At 42.1% G+C, this 19544-nt stretch carries 26 protein-coding genes and 1 pseudogene; 21 read left to right on the top strand and 6 right to left on the bottom strand.

Annotated features, from left to right (window positions below):
* Positions 1–22: 22 nt before the first annotated feature.
* Positions 23–610, bottom strand: a complete 588-nt coding sequence (locus HW560_RS30370; RefSeq protein ID WP_090894793.1) for an NAD(P)H oxidoreductase — start codon at positions 608–610, stop codon at positions 23–25.
* Positions 611–855: 245 nt separating this feature from the next.
* On the opposite strand from HW560_RS30370, the gene HW560_RS30365 reads away from it, so the two are divergent.
* From HW560_RS30365 to HW560_RS30350, 4 genes are all read left to right on the top strand, one after another.
* Entirely contained in the window at positions 856–1254 is a 399-nt protein-coding gene (locus tag HW560_RS30365) for a winged helix-turn-helix transcriptional regulator (RefSeq protein ID WP_090894795.1), read from the top strand.
* A complete protein-coding gene (locus HW560_RS30360; RefSeq protein ID WP_090894797.1) occupies positions 1251–1745 on the top strand; it encodes an NUDIX hydrolase in 495 nt (164 codons plus the stop codon). Before HW560_RS30365 ends, HW560_RS30360 begins: the two co-directional genes overlap by 4 nt.
* A gap of 3 nt (positions 1746–1748) precedes the next feature.
* The gene (locus tag HW560_RS30355; RefSeq protein WP_090894799.1) at positions 1749–2195 is read left to right on the top strand and encodes a hypothetical protein; all 447 of its coding nucleotides are present in this window, start codon (positions 1749–1751) and stop codon (positions 2193–2195) included.
* A gap of 301 nt (positions 2196–2496) precedes the next feature.
* The gene (locus HW560_RS30350; protein ID WP_179265419.1) at positions 2497–3360 is read left to right on the top strand and encodes a DUF4085 family protein; all 864 of its coding nucleotides are present in this window, start codon (positions 2497–2499) and stop codon (positions 3358–3360) included.
* A 161-nt stretch (positions 3361–3521) separates the two neighbouring features.
* On the opposite strand, the gene HW560_RS30345 is transcribed toward HW560_RS30350, so the two are convergent.
* On the bottom strand, positions 3522–4568 hold the full coding sequence (locus HW560_RS30345; protein ID WP_257031527.1) for an anti-sigma factor C-terminal domain-containing protein: 1047 nt from the start codon (positions 4566–4568) through the stop codon (positions 3522–3524).
* A gap of 2 nt (positions 4569–4570) precedes the next feature.
* Positions 4571–5080 (bottom strand): RNA polymerase sigma factor, encoded by a 510-nt coding sequence (locus tag HW560_RS30340; RefSeq protein ID WP_090894804.1) that lies wholly within the window; start codon positions 5078–5080, stop codon positions 4571–4573.
* Positions 5081–5341: 261 nt separating this feature from the next.
* On the opposite strand from HW560_RS30340, the pseudogene HW560_RS30335 reads away from it, so the two are divergent.
* A pseudogene (locus tag HW560_RS30335) lies at positions 5342–5659 on the top strand (NUDIX domain-containing protein); the annotation flags it as partial.
* A gap of 135 nt (positions 5660–5794) precedes the next feature.
* On the opposite strand, the gene HW560_RS30330 reads toward HW560_RS30335, so the two are convergent.
* Positions 5795–6070, bottom strand: a complete 276-nt coding sequence (locus tag HW560_RS30330; RefSeq protein WP_179265418.1) for a hypothetical protein — start codon at positions 6068–6070, stop codon at positions 5795–5797.
* 405 nt (positions 6071–6475) lie between these two features.
* On the opposite strand from HW560_RS30330, the gene HW560_RS30325 reads away from it, so the two are divergent.
* The 6 genes from HW560_RS30325 (at position 6476) to HW560_RS30300 (ending at position 10405) form a co-directional block, all read left to right on the top strand.
* The gene (locus HW560_RS30325; protein WP_179265417.1) at positions 6476–7024 is read left to right on the top strand and encodes an HAD-IIIA family hydrolase; all 549 of its coding nucleotides are present in this window, start codon (positions 6476–6478) and stop codon (positions 7022–7024) included.
* 10 nt (positions 7025–7034) lie between these two features.
* Complete coding sequence (locus HW560_RS30320; protein WP_179265416.1) at positions 7035–7898, top strand: phosphotransferase; 864 nt, start codon at positions 7035–7037, stop codon at positions 7896–7898.
* A gap of 68 nt (positions 7899–7966) precedes the next feature.
* Positions 7967–8269 carry a MepB family protein gene (locus HW560_RS30315; RefSeq protein WP_373564966.1) on the top strand — a complete coding sequence of 101 codons (303 nt, stop codon included), beginning with the start codon at positions 7967–7969 and terminating at the stop codon, positions 8267–8269.
* Between the two features lie 96 nt (positions 8270–8365).
* Positions 8366–8824, top strand: a complete 459-nt coding sequence (locus HW560_RS30310; RefSeq protein ID WP_179265415.1) for a DUF2262 domain-containing protein — start codon at positions 8366–8368, stop codon at positions 8822–8824.
* A 128-nt stretch (positions 8825–8952) separates the two neighbouring features.
* Positions 8953–9693 (top strand): ATP-grasp domain-containing protein, encoded by a 741-nt coding sequence (locus HW560_RS30305; RefSeq protein ID WP_179265414.1) that lies wholly within the window; start codon positions 8953–8955, stop codon positions 9691–9693.
* A 424-nt stretch (positions 9694–10117) separates the two neighbouring features.
* Complete coding sequence (locus tag HW560_RS30300; RefSeq protein WP_179265413.1) at positions 10118–10405, top strand: SHOCT domain-containing protein; 288 nt, start codon at positions 10118–10120, stop codon at positions 10403–10405.
* Positions 10406–10516: 111 nt separating this feature from the next.
* On the opposite strand, the gene HW560_RS30295 is transcribed toward HW560_RS30300, so the two are convergent.
* Positions 10517–10945, bottom strand: a complete 429-nt coding sequence (locus HW560_RS30295; RefSeq protein WP_179265412.1) for a hypothetical protein — start codon at positions 10943–10945, stop codon at positions 10517–10519.
* 143 nt (positions 10946–11088) lie between these two features.
* Between HW560_RS30295 and HW560_RS30290 the strand changes: the two genes are divergently transcribed.
* Positions 11089–11301, top strand: coding sequence for a hypothetical protein (locus HW560_RS30290; RefSeq protein WP_090894809.1), 213 nt, complete (start codon positions 11089–11091; stop codon positions 11299–11301).
* Positions 11302–11367: 66 nt separating this feature from the next.
* Positions 11368–11784, top strand: a complete 417-nt coding sequence (locus HW560_RS30285; protein ID WP_179265411.1) for a hypothetical protein — start codon at positions 11368–11370, stop codon at positions 11782–11784.
* Positions 11785–11948: 164 nt separating this feature from the next.
* Here HW560_RS30285 and HW560_RS30280 read toward each other — a convergent pair whose 3' ends face one another.
* Positions 11949–12917: a cation diffusion facilitator family transporter gene (locus tag HW560_RS30280; RefSeq protein ID WP_179265410.1), complete on the bottom strand. Its 969-nt coding sequence runs from the start codon at positions 12915–12917 to the stop codon at positions 11949–11951.
* A gap of 313 nt (positions 12918–13230) precedes the next feature.
* Between HW560_RS30280 and HW560_RS30275 the strand changes: the two genes are divergently transcribed.
* The 8 genes from HW560_RS30275 to HW560_RS30245 all read left to right on the top strand — a co-directional run bounded on the left by HW560_RS30275 (position 13231) and on the right by HW560_RS30245 (position 19537).
* Entirely contained in the window at positions 13231–13908 is a 678-nt protein-coding gene (locus HW560_RS30275; protein WP_090894816.1) for a response regulator transcription factor, read from the top strand.
* Positions 13905–15281 (top strand): sensor histidine kinase, encoded by a 1377-nt coding sequence (locus HW560_RS30270; protein WP_179265409.1) that lies wholly within the window; start codon positions 13905–13907, stop codon positions 15279–15281. The genes HW560_RS30275 and HW560_RS30270 overlap by 4 nt, the downstream gene beginning before the upstream one ends.
* 66 nt (positions 15282–15347) lie before the next feature.
* On the top strand, positions 15348–16472 hold the full coding sequence (locus HW560_RS30265; protein ID WP_179265408.1) for an ABC transporter permease: 1125 nt from the start codon (positions 15348–15350) through the stop codon (positions 16470–16472).
* On the top strand, positions 16469–17146 hold the full coding sequence (locus HW560_RS30260) for an ABC transporter ATP-binding protein (protein ID WP_179265407.1): 678 nt from the start codon (positions 16469–16471) through the stop codon (positions 17144–17146). Before HW560_RS30265 ends, HW560_RS30260 begins: the two co-directional genes overlap by 4 nt.
* A gap of 168 nt (positions 17147–17314) precedes the next feature.
* Positions 17315–17857, top strand: coding sequence for an NUDIX hydrolase (locus HW560_RS30255; protein WP_179265406.1), 543 nt, complete (start codon positions 17315–17317; stop codon positions 17855–17857).
* 58 nt (positions 17858–17915) lie between these two features.
* A complete protein-coding gene (locus tag HW560_RS34140) occupies positions 17916–18131 on the top strand; it encodes a hypothetical protein (RefSeq protein WP_256221941.1) in 216 nt (71 codons plus the stop codon).
* 35 nt (positions 18132–18166) lie between these two features.
* Complete coding sequence (locus HW560_RS34135; RefSeq protein WP_256221942.1) at positions 18167–18421, top strand: DUF4275 family protein; 255 nt, start codon at positions 18167–18169, stop codon at positions 18419–18421.
* Between the two features lie 81 nt (positions 18422–18502).
* Positions 18503–19537, top strand: a complete 1035-nt coding sequence (locus HW560_RS30245) for an alpha/beta fold hydrolase (protein ID WP_090894827.1) — start codon at positions 18503–18505, stop codon at positions 19535–19537.
* Positions 19538–19544: the final 7 nt, after the last annotated feature.

The following is a 19544-nucleotide window of genomic DNA, read 5'->3' as shown; positions in this document are numbered from 1 at the left end:
TCAATGTAGCACTATAATACCTTTATAGCGTCGAAGGATCATTGGCGTAGTTCAGTCCCAGGTTATGCGCATGGTTCAGCAGTGCCTCATAATGCTCAGGTTTGGATTCCAACGTTTCATATAAAAACTCAACCCTGGATCGGGACACGCCGCAGTAATCGGCAATACCTACATTGAGCAGATTGGCAATCGATTCACCATAGTTGCGCTTCTGCATCTGTTCTTCCGTCACACCTGAAAGAGAGATCCACAATATCTGCTGATGAGGAAGTTTGTTCGTGCCATATGCAAACCCGTTGTTCATGACACGATCCACATACCCTTTCAACATGGCTGGCAGATGCCACCACCAAAGAGGAAACACAAAAGCGACAGCATCGTGTTTCTTCAATCGCTTCATCTCGGTTTCAACCTCAGGTGAGAACACCTGATTTTCTTGGGTATAGTCTGGTTCGTCCATCTCACGAAGAATTGGGTCGAATCCAATCCCATGCAAATCCAGTATCTCATAACCGTGACCAGCCTCGGCAAGACCTTGTACAAAACGATCAGCTACCTGAAAGGTCAAGGAATCTTTTCTTGGGTGGGATACTACAACGAGTACGTTCATCTTAACGTTCACTACCTTTCTGCAATGCAGTCTTGTAGCCATGAATCAATGGCTGATGCTATTATAAACAGGTATGAAAACATCTGGAAGTACGCACTTTGATGTTCTATAGGAAGAATGAAGTGCCATAGGAACATTAAAGTACCCTGAATGGATGCCTCGAAATGGGCTTAAATAATAGAAAAAAGAGCAGCAAGAAGATTACGTTTTACCTTGAATACAGCCTGATTATGGAGGGGTTCAGAATGACGGAACATGAAGACACAAACGCTCCGAAGAAATATAAAGTAGGCGTAGAAGCGGCCTTGGAAGTGATGGGCGGGAAGTGGAAGCCTTTGATTATTTATCATTTGATGACCGGACGTAAACGCACGTCGGAGCTTCGACGGTTAATCCCCGACATTACGCAGAAGATGCTGACAACACAGCTCAGAGGTCTGGAAAAGGACGAGATTGTACAGCGTAAGGTATATTCGGAGGTTCCTCCCAAAGTGGAATATGAGTTAACGGACTACGGCTGGGGACTCAAGCCTGCCTTGGACCATTTATGTTATTGGGGAGAAGAGCATTTGGATAAAATCCACGGGGATAAATTTAAGGTTCTGGAGGACTTCGATTCTGAAGAGAAGGGGGCGAGAAATTGAATGGTGCAGAGCACGTGAAACAGGTAGTCCCCATTCGTTGTGAAGGAGTGGCTGTAGTTCTGTTGAAGAAGAGCCTCGATCAATACCGTGTACTGATGCTAAAGCGGGCTGGTCGTATGTTGCATAACGAGTGGTGTTATGTTGGCGGCGGGATAGAAAAGGGTGAGAAGGCATGGGAAGCTGCACTCAGAGAAGTTCACGAGGAAACAGGTATTACTGAAGTCCGGCTGTATTCTGCCAATCAATTCGAACAATATTATTCACCCATGGGGGAGTATATCTATACCGCTCCCGTATTCGTAGGATACGTGGATGAAAGCCAGCCTGTCCGGTTAAATCATGAACATACCCAGTACCAATGGATGACGTTTGACGAAGCCAAAGAAAATGCGGCATTGCCCGGCATTGATGATATTTTGGATTTTGTTGAAAAGCATTTTGCCAGAAAAGCCCCTTCCGAGTGGCTTCGGATTAATAAAGAGAATGATTAGGAGGTGGAACTCATCACATACAAGACAATTTATCCAAGATCATTGTTGAACCTACTATGCATGCTGGCCATTGAAGCTATGCTTTTCAGAAATGTTATTTACGATGAAAATGGTATTCTGAAGTACTCACTGATCATTATATTGACCTATATTCTGGGTTATATCGTTTTTCTGATCTGGCGTTTATTTTTCACTAAACCCAGTATCACGCTGGAGAGCGATCATGTGATTTCTACGAAACATCGGAAATACGATGCATCCGAGATTGAATGCATTTATATGAATTACAGACGGATTGGCATCAAACTCTATGGTAAACGGTTAGTGCCGATGGATCTATGTTTTTATTTTCAACGAGGTCAGGAATCCGCAGGCGTAGAAGCTGTGCATGAATGGGCGGAGCGAAACGACAAAGAAATAAAACACAAATTTTTTCAAACCTTAGCGTAGACCAGTACGTCTGTTGAATATAAGGAATCGTTGAGGCTGAAGATTTTGGAGGAGTAGCGATGAAATCAATAGAGCAATTTCTAACGAGATCGATCTGAAATTGTCGAGGTTCTGGGTTTTACGAGATTGGTTATCGCTAACACGATTATAGAATATGATATTGTCAAAAATCATCCTAAACAATTAACAGCTTATTTTAAACGCACACATATTACAGTTGCAGCTAAATTCTCGTCACAAATTAAAAAGCTCTACGCTTCAATAGCAAAGTAGATTCTAAAAATCAGCAGAAGAGGTGCATATGAGATATTTAACGAAAGAATGGTACGAGTTGTGTCAACGGACAGGACTACATTTTGGGATGAGGGTACATAGAGGAACTTACGAATTAAACGAAGCACTTTTCCTACGACGGTATAAAAGAAAAGAAAAAGAGTATATAGAGCTTCAGCGTGAGATGTACAATACAGATCCTCGTTTTTTGCTGGAGCAAAATGGCCATGTTTTTGTACCTGCCGAGAAGTTTTTTAGTGGGAATGAAATATCGGAAGATGATAAAAAAGTATATCAGATGCCTGCTGAAGAAAGAGAGAGGATCGACAAATTAATCGCGGATTTTGATGTGAGGCCTCCTTTTGACGAACTGCAGCATAGAATTGCATTTAAAGACATGCAGGAATGGGATTACAAACACCAGAAAGAACGATTACCCAAGAAAATCTATGAGCAAATTGCGGATATCCGTGTATTTACGTTGGGTTATTGCACGAGAGAAGTTATGCTACAGCTAAAGAAACAGAGTGCAGAAAATAGGAGAGAGATGGAGCATGTATCCAATGAATACAGGGATGTCATTTTAGCACAGGATATTCCCCATGAAATTCGTAGCCGGGTTCAATTTCACGATTGTACAGTAACGGAACTGCTGACGGGTGATGAGGTCGTTATTCGTTTTGACACTCGTGGGGGCTTTACCAATATAAATAAACTTACGCTGGTTGCAACCGAAATCATCAAGCAAGAGGGTATGATTGTAGGCAGTTACTGGCTGTATCAAGAGCTGTACCGGATTGATAACGGATATGAGCTTCATGTTTTATTTTACGGAGAAAATATGCCCGAATTGATTGTTCGCTGTGAAGATATTCTTGCAGAAGAAGAGTGAGACAGAGGCGGCGGTAGAGAAACTAAGCTTCTCGCAACAATAACGTTACACAAGGTGATTTTATGGTAAAAGAAATCAGAAAAAAAGAGATAATACCACTGATTAAACAGGTATCATCTCTTTTTTATATGAAACGTAATGTCGATACTGGATAAGTCATCTTAATCCCAATTCCATATCTCTACTCGATTCAATTGGAAATGTTGGAATTCCGGAACCTTTGTAAGTTTCTCTAACTCTCGTACAGGACCAGTAACCACCGCGCCATATACTTGAACGCCATTCTTTTTTAAATAGGCAAGACGTTGTTTATCTAGTTCAGCACCACTGTACTCAAGATGGTTTGACATCCATTCTAGATCAGACAACATCGCTTGAACCTGCTCCTGCATCTGCCCTGAATCTTCTGGAACGAAATAGTTATACCAATTTGCCCCATCCTCTTTAAATTCAGAAAGAGGTTTAAGACTCAAATGAGGAATATTATAGTTGAACATGCCTGACCGAGAGTAAGAGATATCTTGATCTTTTAATTCGCCAGAATAGATCGGCATGGCGGTTACTGCAACATCATAATCTGTAAGAAGCTGCATCAGTTGATCGGGATGCGCTAGGTTTTTCAAGGATAATGACATCTCTGCGACATGTCCGTCATCAATTTTACGAAGCCGATTCAAGCTACTGCTTTCATCAGAGGCTTTAGTAGGTATACCATCTACTAGGGAGTAAGGGAGATAGAAAGGGCCTGGGTTATTGCCATTCATATACGCTCCTGTATTAGTAATCGTATAGGTGAATTTACCGGTTATATTGAGTTCAGCTTGAATTTCACCTGTGATTACTTCCCACGAGCCCACATGTCGATATATTTTCAGATTAGCTTTCTGGGTTAGGAGTGGGGTTACTTCAAAGAGTTCATAATTCGTCTTCTCTACCCGAAGTCCGTCACCATGCATCTCAACCACAGATACAATCGAACGAATGAAGTCATTACGTACCTTTGATTGGTCAAAGTAGATATGGAGTGACGATACATAGATGTGATAGACCATAAATATTAAAAAAAGAGCTCCTCCTGCATTTAGGAAAAACTTCCATCTCGTTTTCCAAACCATTCGTTTAAACTGCTTATGACCCCATTCAGGACGCTGATACTCAAAATCCTCTTCCTGAAATACACGTTCCTCATCATGTGGTGTTTTAGACATTCTCAAACGTCTCCTTTCATTTGAAGCATTTCTACTTTGAATCGTTCTCTGGCACGAAAAAGGGTGACCTTGACCTGATTCATGTTCATATCCAGAATCTCGCAAAGTTCGTTATAAGATAACTCGTTCATTTCTCTTAGCAACAAAATGGTTCTATACTGTTCGGGAAGTTTCTTCATCACTTGTTGAATACGAAGGGTTCGTTCACGAGCTGTGAGTACTTCCTCAGGGGAACGATATGTATTTTCTGTTGCTTGCTGTTCCATCTCTCGATTCATTTGAATTTCTCCACGATATTTACGATACCAATCAATAAATAAATGCCGAGCTACTTTGTATAGCCAGGCTCTGGCGTAATTTGCATGCTCGGCTTTCATGGATACCATGGCTCTGTAAAAGGTTTCTTGAACTAACTCCTCAGCTGTCTCCTGAGATCCACACATACGGTATAGATAGAGATGCAGGGAGGATTGGTACTGCTTGAATAGTTCTGCATATAGATCACTCCTCATTTCAAGTTTCCTCCTCCTTCTCTTTAGACAACGGGTCAAGTCAAATAATGTTACAGTAAAATTGAAAAATTTTAGGAGGTTTCTTTAGAAATTGAAATAAGAAAAAGGAGTAACCATAAGTAAGAGAACAAAAACATATCATTAATGAGAAAGTTTAGAAAAAAAATTATAAATTGGGCCCGAAAGATATAGTGTAGCTTAACAACTTAAAATTCTCTTGGAATGCCGGGTGTGGCTGGGGTTATCTGAAATAAACAAGGAGAGATATTGTTAGGTCGTAAACATAATGAAACCAACTGGGGTTTAATCGCTGGAGCAATCGAGCTCGGGGAGACTCCTGCTCAAACGATGGTAAGAGAAGCATGGGAAGAGACAGGACTTATCATAGAACCGGAGAAAGTGATAGGGATCTATGGTGGTGAAGAGCAGCGGTTTACATACAGTAATGGTCACCAGGTTGAATATTCAACGATCATATTTGAATGCAGTATCAAATCTGGACAACTACTCATGGATCAACCCCATCTATTATCCTCCCATTTTGTTGGAACTTCAGTGGGGAATTCCAGAAAGAAGTAAAACGATGTTTAGCCGTTTGAAAGAGAGTATAGGCTTTAAGTAACAAAATAATGGAGGCTCACCTAAGATAATAGTTATCGGGGGAGGCCTTCAATATTAATTATATCTTCGTTAATTAAAGGATTTAAATCAACCTTACTCATTCGTAATATTTATCGTTTTATCGGTTATGGTCTTCCCATCACTTCCCAATGCCTGAACAATCACGTGGTGATGCAAAGACTTACCCGCAATATCCCACGTTATCTTCCAACCATCGTCCTCGTTGGCATCATACCCAATTAGTTCTCGTTCTCCCCAAGTCTCAGTTCCTGTTGGAACGGCCCAGAAAAGAAGTGTTTCCGCGTTATTGGCCTCTACTGTGAGAAGAAAGAAGAGCAGAAGAATCGGGAAAAATGCTCTATTTGTCATGATTATTACCTCTTTCTATATAGTGGTATTCACAAATCCTTCAGAGTAATTCCGTCGCACTTGGTTTGACAATACGTTATATGCATGTAAACATAACAGTTAATCAATACAGTTTAATGTAAGTAAGGAATTGAACAACAATATGGAATTCTTCTGGACTTGAATCGTATCACTCACTTATAAGTCTTATTGTGGTTCTTATCTTTGCTGCAGTAATACGTTATGCCATAGATTCATCCAAAACATCGAAAAAGCTGGATGTATTAATCAAAGAAGTACACTATCTGAAAACTGAAATTAAGAAGCAACAACAACATAAGCAGCAAGATGATAGCAAGCATATTATCAATGAGAAAGTATAGATGAACGACACGACTTGAAATTTTTCTAAGAAAGGAACAGACCATGATGAAACCACAGGGGAACGTACAAGCTGTTTTTATAGACAGAGATGGAACAATCGGTGGTACAGGTCATTTTATTCATCCGAGAGATTTCAGATTATACCCAAATGCTCAAGAAGCAATTATGCGTTTGAAACGAGAAGGAATTATGGTACTGGCTTTTACGAATCAATATCGAATCTCACGTGAAGAAGCAAGTGTTGAGGATTTTGAAGAGCAATTTCGCGAGTATGGATTCGATCACTCCTATATATGTCCGCATGAGCAAGAATGCAGTTGCAGAAAGCCTAAACCCGGAATGTTATTACAGGCCTCAGAGGAACACGGTCTGGATTTATCCAAATGCATAGTTATTGGAGATGTAGGAGATACAGACATGCTTGCTGCCCATGCCGTAGGAGCGACCAAGATCATGGTGAGAACAGGCTGGGGGGAATCTTCATTAACCAAATTCAGAGACAAATGGACGGAGACCGAACCTGATTATATCGCAGAGGATATTTGGGATGCCGTACAATGGATCATTCATGGAAGGGAATTCAGATATTGAGGAGGTCCATATGTTAATTAATCCAACGATTAATGAGATCAATAACTTATTCAAGGTGCATCATATCAACGAAGAAATATCTAAAATTCAAAGTTTGTCAGGTACCACAGCTGGACGTGTTTATCGGTTGACTACGAGCCTGAATAAGCACTATATTCTGAAATCAGATGAACCTGAACAGATTCACATTGCCCAGCAGTTTTTGAATACGTATAAGAATTCTTCGTTACTGCCTGAAGTTTTGTTGACTGATCCGGATAACACTTATTTTATTTATACGTATATGGAAGGCACGACCCATTTTAACAGGGGACAAAAAAGAGACTGGTTATCTCGTCTGGTGAAGGAGCTGTTCAATACATATGTGCGTTCTTCAGATACGAAATCATGGGGCAGAATAGAGTTCCCACAGAGAACCTGGAAAGAATTCAATCAGATTAGCATTCATGAAGCAAAGATGAATATGGGAAGTATTTTAACGACAGATGATTATAATCTGGTCCAATCCAAAGTGGATCGACTGTTTCATGAGGAAGAAGAGAAGTTTCTTTTGCATGGCGATACGGGGGTTCATAATTTTGTATATGCTCAAAATGAACTCATCGGCGTCATTGACCCATCTCCAATGGTTGGACCTATCCTCTATGATTTCTTGTATGCTTTTAGCTCCTCGCCAGATAATATCAACACCGAAACATTATTTGCTGCATTCGAACTTCTGGAACAGGTGGAAATGGATAAATCCAGATTGATAGAGGAAGCTCTGGTCCATCTATATTGCCGAATTGGGCTGAGTAACAAGCATCACCCTAATGATCTGCCTGAGTATTTGAAGGCATGGCAGGAATGGAAGCGATTATGTCAGGAACTTTGAACTAACAAACTTTTACAGCTATCGCAAATTCCTTAGTTCAGACTATACATGACAGGAGATATCACAAGTTGGATAACAAAAGTAGTTTGAATCGTCCGAATACTTGGACGACCTCCGAGATGCTTCATGGCGACTTACTTGCCAGTAAAGAACTTATCTATGACAGGTGTGGTTTTGTTTGCTCACAACCACATGAAGAAGCACAAAATGCTGAATACGTGGCGTATGTGCTCACCTTAAATTCTCTCTCCATTCGATTTCGGGTCGCCAAAACGACGCCAACCAAGATTGGGCAATTTGTTACCCTATGGCAGCGGAGTAAAGATGGATCGACACATGTACAAATTCTTTATGGCAACATTCAAAAGTGAAAGAAAAAATCTGATAATAGAAATAGGATATTGGTGGGGCATGAATATGAAATGAAATATTGATCTAGATAAAATGAAGAAGAGAGGTAATCACCTATGGAAAAGACAATTAGTAGTAAAATAATAGGTCTGTTTATCTATAACGAGGAATTTAATACATATGAACATACGGAAGGGAAAGTATATTACAGTTTAAAGCTTGAGAATGAAAGTGCTAATGTAGATGAATTGATGAATAGAGCAGAAAAACTATTCTGTCAGTCTGAGGAATTTGAAAACAGGGCTAAGACACAGATCGCACATCATTTAATTGATTATAAAAATGATTTTTGGCCTGAATACGATGAAGATGATGAGAATTTAAATTGGGATGATGTAGATGCTGGGAAATATGACGTAACCACAGAAGACTTTGAAAGAGTCATATCGTTACTGGATATCGCATTTCTAGTGAACTATATATACTGTGAATATTCAGATGGAGATTTATTCGGTGGACATCGGATTCATGCAAAATTTGATCATGACTATAATTTAATTGATGCAGATGTTTAGGTGAGGATACGTTAAGCCGGTCAGCCATTAACATATCTATTGAAATTTTAGGAGAAAGCAAAGTACAAGGCAACGATGAATTGGCTGTATTTTATGTAACAATGAAAATTAGTGAGGAGGAGAATCCGATGAGAGCCTATATACAAACTAATAACAATGGAGACTTCTATAATGTTAATGCGTTTATTGCTAATGAAGGCTTCAGTTCATTGGGGTGGGAAACCATTAAATTTTTTGATTTACGAGAGATCCAGGATTATAGCCCCGAAAGCTTATTAGTGGGAGGCATAGGCAATGTAAGAAAGCGTATAGAACAATTAGGATTGGAAAGAGCACAAGGAGAAATAGACTATCCAGATGCCTTAGCAGGTTACCTGGGAAGAAAAGTGTGGAGTACAACGATTAACGAACTTTTTCAAGATAAAGAAAGTTGGAATGTGTTCATCAAACCGAAGGATACTACCAAAAAGTTTGCAGGAAAAGTGGTGAAAGAATACAGCGATTTTATTGGACTTGTGGAGGAGAACGAGGATACTGGCATATGGTGTTCCGAGATTGTCGATTTTAAGACAGAGTGGCGTTGTTTTATACGTTACGGAGAAATTCTGGATATCAGGCGCTATAAAGGGGCATGGGATTCAACGTTGAATGCTAGCGTTATCGAGAAAGCAATTAGCGATTTTAAGGATGCACCGGCTGCATATGGAATGGATTTTGGCGTGGATCAAGAAGGAAATATGAAACTGGTAGAGATCAATGATGGTCATTCTCTAGGAACCTATGGAATCAGCCCAGTAAATTATGCGATATTCCTCTCAGCCAGATGGTCAGAATTAACGAGTACCACAGATTATCTAAGAACTTTGTGACAAATGGAGATTGCCGGAAAGGAAGAGCACATGCGAAGCTCCAAATTCACACCATATTTAAGTTTCATAGGTTTGGTCTAGTCATTCTGACCTTAAGCGTGAATGTAAGCTTTAAGGTAGGAAATGAGAAAGGTTTGGATGAAGGTTCCCTTATGCTTTTGTCGGTTGCCAATGCCGTGTCATTGTTTTTCACTTTAGTATGGGGATTGTTTGGGATTATTGAGTTGTATTTATTATTGGTATCGAACAAGAAACTTAAATCCAGATTGGACACTGGGAGGATAGGTAAAGAAGAGTATATGAAATTAGCCAAAAATCATAAATTTAGTTTCGTTGTAAATATAAGTTATCTAGTTATGCTTATAATTCAACTTGGATATGTCATTATGAATTGGGACGAAGTTAATATATAGGAGGAATTAAATTGAAAGTATTGTCAATTATCGGTATCTTGTTATTCACATTAACGTTTTTAATGATATTCGGACTAGGGCCAGAAGATCCCGATAGCGCAGCAATCTTGGGACTTTTAAGCATGCTGTACGCCATACCCTTCTCAATTATTGCTTTGGTTGTATCTTCTCGGAGGAAAAAACAACCTATAAATGTCCATGAACAACTTCTGCAGCTAGGTGAGTTAAAAGAAAAAAATATCATTTCCGAATATGAATTTGATCAAAAGAAAGAGAAGCTGCTTTTTAAGATCAAATAGTTCAGAGATAACTTACATACAAAAATAATGGAGGCCCACCTAAGATATAGTTATCGGGGTGGGCCTCCATTAATGATAATATCTCCGTTAATTAAAGGATTTAAATCAACCTTACTCATTCGTAATATTTATCGTTTTATCGGTTATGGTCTTCCCATCACTTCCCAATGCCTGAACAATCACGTGGTGATGCACAGACTTACCCGCAATATCCCACGTTATCTTCCAACCATCGTCCTCGTTGGCATCATACCCAATTAGTTCTCGTTCTCCCCAAGTCTTAGTTCCTGTTGGAACGGCCCAGAAAAGAAGTGTTTCCGCATTGGTCGCCTCTACTGTGACATTTAACTCTGTGATATCTGTAGGAATTACAATCCAACCTTCTTTTTCGGGATAGTTAGTCTCAACATTCGTAATTATGGGTATAGCTTCTTTTCTTAGGATAACCTCAGTGTCATGGTTTTCAGCAGGAACTTCTGAAGCACAGGCTGTGAGAAGTAGGATGAGCAGAAGAATCGGGGAAAATGCTCTATTTGTCATGATTATTACCTCTTTCTATATAGTGGTATTCACAAATCCTCCAGCGTAATTCCGTCGCACTTGGTTTGACAATACGTTATATGCATGTAAACATAGCAGTTAATCAATTACAGTTTAATATAAGTAAGGAGTTGTAAATCAGGATGGAATTCTTTGGAGCTCTTATAGCGTTGATCCTATGTTTTATTGTGTTTCTTATCGTTGCTGCAGTTATACGCTATGCTATAGATTCATCAAAAACATCGAAAAGACTTGAGGATCTAATAAAAGAAGTACATTATTTGAGAACTGAAATTAAAAAACAAAATAACAATAAACAAGGCGATAATAAATATATTATTGACGAGAAAGTATAGTATAGGTGCCTATTCAAGAAGCAATACCTTGCATCATTCAGGTCGTTTTATGGAAGGAGGGTTAAGATGCAAAGTGATTTCATTGAGCTCGTGGAAGAGAGTGATGAGAGGTACAAATGTTATGTTTTGAAAAATACAGTGCAAATATTTAAGCAATCCATAAAGGATGAAGATTTAAAGGATGTCCGAATCTATATATCGGCGACTATTCAGTTAGATGCAATTGCTGATGTAGTAGAGTCATATCTGCATTGGTTTACGGAGTGTGAGGAAGTATTTCGAAATTACTATGAGAACGAACTTCGTGAACAAGTACATAAGGATTGGTTTAATGAAATTGAAGTTTATCAAGTAGATATCACATTTGATAGTAAAGAGGACTATGGAGCAACGATAGCCTGTGGAGACCATGTATTACAAGGTCACATTATGATTATTGATTTTGATCGAGAACATATCCAGGCCATCCACTTAAATGGATAAGCTAATTATATATTCCTTTAATAATGATGACTTGTAGTCTATTGTTTCGATACTGCCATCTATATTACATAACACCCGAAAGGAATTAAAGTTACGTGCAAAATGAAAAACAGGACTATTCCTCTAACGGGAATAAGTCCTGTTTCTATTTACAACTATTAATCTCAATGATGATGATGCGCATGAGCATCCGGTGCGTCACCTTTGACGGTGCATAATACCGAGGTGTCGTGAAGATGCTTCTCAGACTCGACTTGCAAGGTCACATGTTTGATTTCTTTATGCTCTAACAGGTGCTCAATCTTCTGAACAAGCACCTCGGATGCGTATACATCCATCGTTCCGTCCACCACAATATGTGCGGTAAGTGCGTTCAGGTTGCTGGTAATGGACCAGACATGCACATCGTGTACACCTTTGACACCATCGACTTGTTTAATAGTCTGCACCAGGTCATTCACATCCACATTGGCCGGAGTACCTTCCATCAAGATATGCAAAGATGATTTGGTAACAAAGAATCCACTGCGCAGAACCAGTACAGCAACAATGACACTCGCGAGTGGATCGGCCCATCCCCAACCGAAGAACATCATGAGCAGAGCCGCAGCAATGGCGCCAACCGATCCCAGCATATCGCTGATGACATGGAGATAAGCTCCGCGCATATTCAAGTTTTTCTCTGTATCGCTGCCGCGCATCATGATCCAGGCCACCAAAATATTGATGAGCAGTCCAATGATGCTGATGATCAACATACCGACTGTTGCGACTTCTGGTGGGTTGATGAAGCGACCAATTGCTTCGTAAAAGATGTAAAGTGAGATGGCGATTAAGGTGACCCCATTTAACGTGGCTGCCAAAATCTCAAAGCGTCTGTACCCGTACGTTTTGCCTGTATTCACCGCTTTTTCGCCAAAGGTGAACGCCAGCAAGGCAATCCCCAAAGCTATGGAATCAGACAACATATGACCTGCATCAGAGATGAGGGCCAAGCTGTTGGTGATGAAACCGCCAACGGCTTCAACAATCATATAAACGGTAATAATAATGAAGGAAAACAACAGTACTTTCTTGTTATTGGTACTACCATGATTGTGTCCATGGTCGTGGCTGTGATGATGTCCGGACATACGAGATCCTCTCCTTTGGAGCCGTGCTCCGTTATGTAATTGATTTCTTTTGTGACTATAATGATCCTTGGCAATGATAAAATTTTTATAAATGAACATATGAGCAATTGTTCATATGTTATGGTTTTATTATAAGTGGGCCTAATAATAGTGTCAACCAGAATTGAGAAAATATAAACATGCACGCGGGGCTTCATTGCATGTTCACTGGCGATTTACGTTGCTTTTGTGCTACCATCTGTGCAGGATCAATATCGCGGAAGTTCCCGCTACATATTAGATGAATTTGAAACTAGAAGGGGCCGACAACAATATGAAGAATCTGCTTCTGGCGGACGACGATGCCAATATTAGAGCACTCCTCCGGCATGTCATGACCAAGGAAGGATATCGGGTTCATGAAGCGCAGGATGGATTGGAAGCGGTCAAACTAATACAAGAAACGCCAATCGATTTGGCGATCCTTGATGTCATGATGCCAGGAATGGACGGACTGGAGTTATGTGATTTTATTCGCCAACATTATGACATCCCGATCATGCTGCTGACAGCACGGGATCAGTTATCCGACAAGCGGGATGGGTACTTGAGAGGTACAGATGAATATGTGACGAAGCCATTTGAACCTGAGGAACTGGTCTACCGGGTCAAGGCGTTATTTCGTCGTTACCATCGCACGTCCAGTGATATCATTCGCATGAATCGCATCGTCATTGACCGGAACAATGTCGAGGTCTCCGATGGGCAATCGATTCTCTTTTTACCAATGAAGGAGTTTGAGCTGCTCTCTCAGCTTGCCCAGTTTCCAGGTCGTTTGTTCTCGCGTGATGAACTTATTCGATTGGTCTGGGGAGCGGACTATGAAGGCGATGATCGCACCGTGGATGTACATATCAAGCGGCTGCGTGATCGTTTTGCCGATTATGCGGATGATTTTGTCATTCAGACGGTACGGGGGATTGGTTATAAGATTGAGGTGAAACCGCATTGAGATCACTGTATTTTCGGGTATTCATGATTACAATCGCGGTGATTCTGGTCAGCGCCATGCTGGGTTTTCTTTTATCCAATATTTATTATCATGCGAAGCTGAAATCTTTCAATGACGAGAAGTTGGTGGGGATCGCGACGCAAATGAAGCAGTTTGTTGAACAGGAGCCCGCTACGGTAGAGCATTACCTGAACAATGCCGCAGCGCTAGGCTACGAAATATATGTGACGGATGGAAAAGGGTATGACCAATTCTATGGCCGTGAATTCCGCCAGAAGGATCTGGACAAGCAGGCTGTAGATCAGGTGCTCAGTGGTGAGATATACCACGGCGTCGCCGAGTTTCCCAGCAAACCTTTCATTACCGGTTTCTTCGATAATCAATTGAGCAATACCGTTGGTGTTCATCTACAGATGGGCAATGCAAGTTATGCGTTGTTTATGCGCCCGGATGTCATTTTGCAATTCGGTGAGCTGCGTATCTTTTTTGCGTTGATTGGAGCGTTTACGGTGGGCATTAGTATCCTGCTCTTTATAATCAGTACCCGCTATCTGGTGAATCCGATTGAACGTCTGTCCGAGGCGACCAAACGAATTGCCCAAGGAAACTATAATCTGAAATTGTCCACCACGCGTCGTGATGAGATTGGACAGTTGGCCCAGCATTTCATGACCATGAGTCGTGAATTGGAGCGAGTGGATCAGGCACGACAGCAGTTTGTATCCAACGTATCACATGAGATTCAATCCCCGCTGACCTCGATTCAGGGATTTGCCCAACTGGTAGCGGATCGGGATCTGCCTGAACAAGAACGCGAGCACTATGCCTCCATTATTGAAGAGGAGAGCCGCCATCTCTCGCTGCTTAGTAAACAATTGCTGCTGCTGTCCTCCCTTGAACAAGGTCATGAGGATTTGATCAAAGTGAGATTTTCTCTGCGAGATCAATTCCGCCAAGCGGTTCAGGTGCTGCAATGGCAGTTGGAAGAAAAAGAACTGCTGCTAAGGATCTCGGTACCCGAATCCATTCAACTCTATGGCAATGAAGTTCTGCTCATGCAAGTCTGGATGAATCTGCTGGGTAACGCTGTGAATCATCTCCCGCAGGGGAGAAGCATCGAGATTCGAGCAGAAGAGACCAATGCCCAGTGCGTAATCCATATTCGGGATACAGGGGATGGGATTGCAGCGGAGCATTTGCCTTTCCTGTTTGATCGTTTCTACCGGGTTGACCGTGCAAGAGAGCGTTCTTCCGGCCGGACCGGGCTGGGGCTTGCTATTGTGCAGAAAATTATCCGCATCCATGACGGTACGATCGAGGTCTCCAGTTCAGCTGAAGGAACGGTCTTTACCGTGACGCTTCCGCAGTTGTAATCTGTTATTCATTTGCCGTTCATTTTCGCCTCCTATACTTGGGTTATCAAGAGGAGGTCAGAGAATATGTACTTGGCTATTAGAGAGATGAGGTTTGCCAAAGGGCGATATGTACTAATTGCTACAATTATGGTGCTTGTATCATTTCTGGTTTTGTTTGTCACAGGTCTGGCACAGGGGCTTGCGTATGATAACGCGGCATCTATCAAAAATATGGCAGCAACCCATTTTGTTCTGGAACAGGATTCGAATCATCGTTTTACCCGCTCCCAGGTGAATCAGGACCAACTGGAGCAGACACGCTCCGTTGTGGGGCAAGAGAACGCTGAACCGCTGGGTGTGAAAATGACAACAGTCAGTCCAGCTGGTGACACGAAGAAGATTGATGTAACGCTATTTATGGTGAACCCGGAAGGCTGGCTGGCTCCAACCGTAACGGAAGGCTCTCCAATTACGGATCAGAAAGACGGGCAGGTTGTGGTGGATCAAAAACTGTCTGAATCTGGCGTGACGATTGGAACGGTACTGGTCGATCAAGCCTCGGGAACGGAGTGGACCGTGGGGGGATTTGTGGAAAATGAGTCCTTCAGTCACTCACCAGTTGTGTTCATGAACGAGCAGGAATGGCTCGCTATTCAGGAAGGTTCCCGGACTTCACAAGGAACAGCAGACTCTAATGCTCCGGTATACAGTGCGATTGCCGTTAAAGATGCAGGTGAGAAGGTGGATAGACTCAGTACTGCTTTGCCGAATACGGAAGTGATTACGAAGTCCGATGCAGTATCGGCCATTCCTGGGTACAAGGAAGAACAGGGCTCGCTGCTCATGATGATTGCCTTTTTATTTGTTATCTCGGCGTTTGTGCTTGCGGTATTCTTCTACGTCATCACGATTCAGAAAACGAGTCAATTTGGTATTTTGAAAGCCATTGGGACGCGAAATTCGTATCTGGCGGGCAGTGTTTCATTGCAAGTATTGCTTCTGTCCATCGGCAGTCTGGTGATCAGTGTGCTGCTGGTTCAGCTGTTTGAATCGATCTTGCCAGCTTCAATGCCGTTTCAATTAGGTTTGTCCACCCTGGCACTAACCTGCGTGTTATTCGTGGTGATGTCTATGGCGGGTTCGCTATTCTCGGTGTGGAAGGTTACCAAAATTGATGCGCTTGATGCGATTGGGAGGACAGCAGCATGAGAAACCGACTGGTATTGCAGGGAATTACACAGACATTCGAAGATGGCGGGGTCAAACGGACGATATTGGATAAGTTGGATCTTAAGGTGGCCGAAGGAGAGCTCGTCGCGGTCATGGGGCCTTCCGGCTCAGGCAAAAGTACATTTCTGTCCATCGCAGGTGCACTGCTTGAACCGACGGAGGGACAGGTTATGCTGGATGGCGCATCGATTATGGGCAAAAACAAACAGGACATATCCGATGTACGGCTCCAGCAGCTCGGGTTTATTTTTCAAAGTGCCAACCTCATTCCGTATCTGAAAGTGGAAGAACAACTGATGGTGGTTGCCAAGCTCGCTGGAACGGACAAAAACAAGGCAGAGAAGCGGGTCGATGAGCTGCTGGATACGGTAGGCTTGTCGCATCGGCGTAAGGCATATGCCGAGAAGCTTTCCGGCGGAGAACGCCAGCGGGTTGCCATTGCCAGAGCTTTGATGAATGATCCGGCCGTCCTGCTCGCGGATGAACCGACAGCCAGTCTGGATGCGGAACGTGGACTGGATATTGTGGGCATGATTGCACGGCTCGTGAAGGAGCAGGGCAAGAGTGCGGTGATGGTTACGCATGATGAGCGGATTTTGCCGCTATGTGATCGGGTTCTCTTTTTGGAAAACGGGAAACTGATACACCATTAGCGCTCAGAGTGGAAAGTGTAAACTTTCTTTAGTTCAACTGAAATAACATGAGAAGGTCCATGGATTCCCGATGGGAAAAGTGGCCTTCTTTTTTCTTTTTTGATCTATAATGAGAGATAGAACTTATAATGGAAGATTTATTTTACATAGAGAGGATCGGATAGAAAAATGAAGATTTTGGATCGGGAACAGTTCCCGGCGCTCAGCACATCGATTCATTGGGGGATTGTTAAAGCGGAGTTTAGACTGAATGACATCGTGGATGAAACGCTGGTAAGCAATGTGAGTATCATCCCGTTTGTGGGGGAACAAGTGGTTGTTTTTCAGATCGATAACGGAAAATGGGAGCTGCCCGGAGGAACGTTGGAGGTAGGAGAGAATTATATGGATGGACTGCAACGTGAAGTGATGGAGGAGCTCGGGGCCAAGTTGATCACGTACCGGTTGTTTGGACAATTTCATTGCATGTCGAGTGCACCTGAGCCGTATAGACCGCATATTCCTCACCCTCATTTTGTAAGACTTATTGGCTATGGAGAAGTTGAGCTGGTCGGTAAACCATTGAATCCGGTGGGTGGGGAACAGGTAATTGCTGTAGAGGTTGTGGAGATTTGTGAAGCGATCAGGAGATTTGAAGAACAGAATAGATATGATATCGCGGAAATGTACCGATTGGCTTATTTGCTTCGAGAAGAAGCAAACGGTGAGTAGCTGGAATGCGAGTTTATCCTAAATCCTTAAATCTTAAATCCAATAAACTTCGGAGGTTATGATGATTAGAGATGAAATTAATGTTCTGCTGGATGCTCTACCGGACCATGAGCTGAATGTGGTGTACTCGCGAATTGAGCTTGTGCATCGCAAATATATGTATAACAAAAATTTGGAGGACAAGGGGGTCCTTGTGACTGAATTGTGCGAGGAATCCGAAGAAATTATACAGAAATGGGATAACACATTTCCAAGAACATCAGTGAAGAGGTAAAAGAGGCCATCTATTATAGCCAGTACAAGTGGCATATGTTCAGTTATGAGAAACAGGATTGCCTAACAGACAATACAGCACGAGATGCTTTTAATGCCGAAAATAAAAATGAATTGTATGTCATGTATCAACATACACCATTCATACAGATATTTCAGAATGCGAATAAGGTCATCGCAGAAGATTTTGATTCGGAACAGGACATTTATATTTTTGACCAAGCGTTCACGTGGACGTATGTACATACCCATGAATCCATGTGCGGACCGTATTTTTATAAAGTGAAGTAACAAGGAGCAGTAAGGAGTAACAAGTGAGGAGTTTGGAGTCCACTTAATAAACACACGAATATCTGCCGGAGGAGCCATCTGATGCGTAAGAGGTCGATTAAAATATTCAGACGCGCCATGCTTAGTATTCTTTTACTCGTAATAATCGCTCTGATCTTTCCCACTTGGACCCCTGGGATCAAGGGAGAGAATAGTATCAGCACATTAGGACAGGTTGAGATCAATGGTGCAGGTCATGAGGTTATGATTCGCGGTGCGGATCGGAACAATCCCATCCTTCTTTTTGTACATGGTGGCCCTGGTTGCTCCGAGATTCCTTATGTAAGAAAGTATCAGCAGGAGCTTGAGCAACATTTTACTATTGTGCATTATGATCAACGTGGAAGTGGAAAGTCATATCATTTCATGGAGGATTATTCGGATGTGACTTCAGATGTGCTTGTAGATGATTTGCTGGCATTAACGGATTACGTCACTGCCGAACTGGGGCAAAGAAAGGTTACGCTGGTCGGTCATTCATTTGGTACATACATAGGGACAAAATCGGCGGCCAAAGCACCTGAAAAATTCGTTGCTTATATAGGTATTGGACAAGTAGCTGATACTGTGCAGAGTGAGTTGGATAGTTTGGAATATACGATCACACAAGCGAAACAAGCCGACAGTACAGCGGATGCGGAAAGTCTGGAACGTCTTCGGAATCCGATTGAGCGAGGCGAGAAATACACACCAAGAAAGTTGGTTCGCAAATACGGCGGTGCGGCTAGGCTTATTGATGACAACAGGGACTATATGCTCGGCTTTCTTTTGGGAACCGAATATAATGCACTGGATGTGATTCGCTATTCCATGGGAGTGCAGGCTACACAGGAAATTCTCCTAAAGGAGGAGTCCACCAACCATTTGCCAGACATTGTAGATCAGCTGGAGATACCGACTTATTTTGTTATGGGAAAGTATGATTATATGACGTCTCTGAATGCGGCAAGGGATTATTTCGATGAGCTTGGAGCACCCGAAAAAGATTTTGTTGTATTTGAAGAATCCGCTCATTACCCACAGTTCGAGGAGAAAGAACGATTTGCAGCGTGGTTGATGGGGGTATTTAACTTTTGAATAAGCG

Source organism: Paenibacillus sp. E222 (assembly GCF_013401555.1).
In the GTDB taxonomy this organism is placed as follows: Bacteria; Bacillota; Bacilli; order Paenibacillales; family Paenibacillaceae; genus Paenibacillus.
Note: the sequence above shows the minus strand (reverse complement) of the source record. Positions and strands in the feature narration are given on the sequence as shown.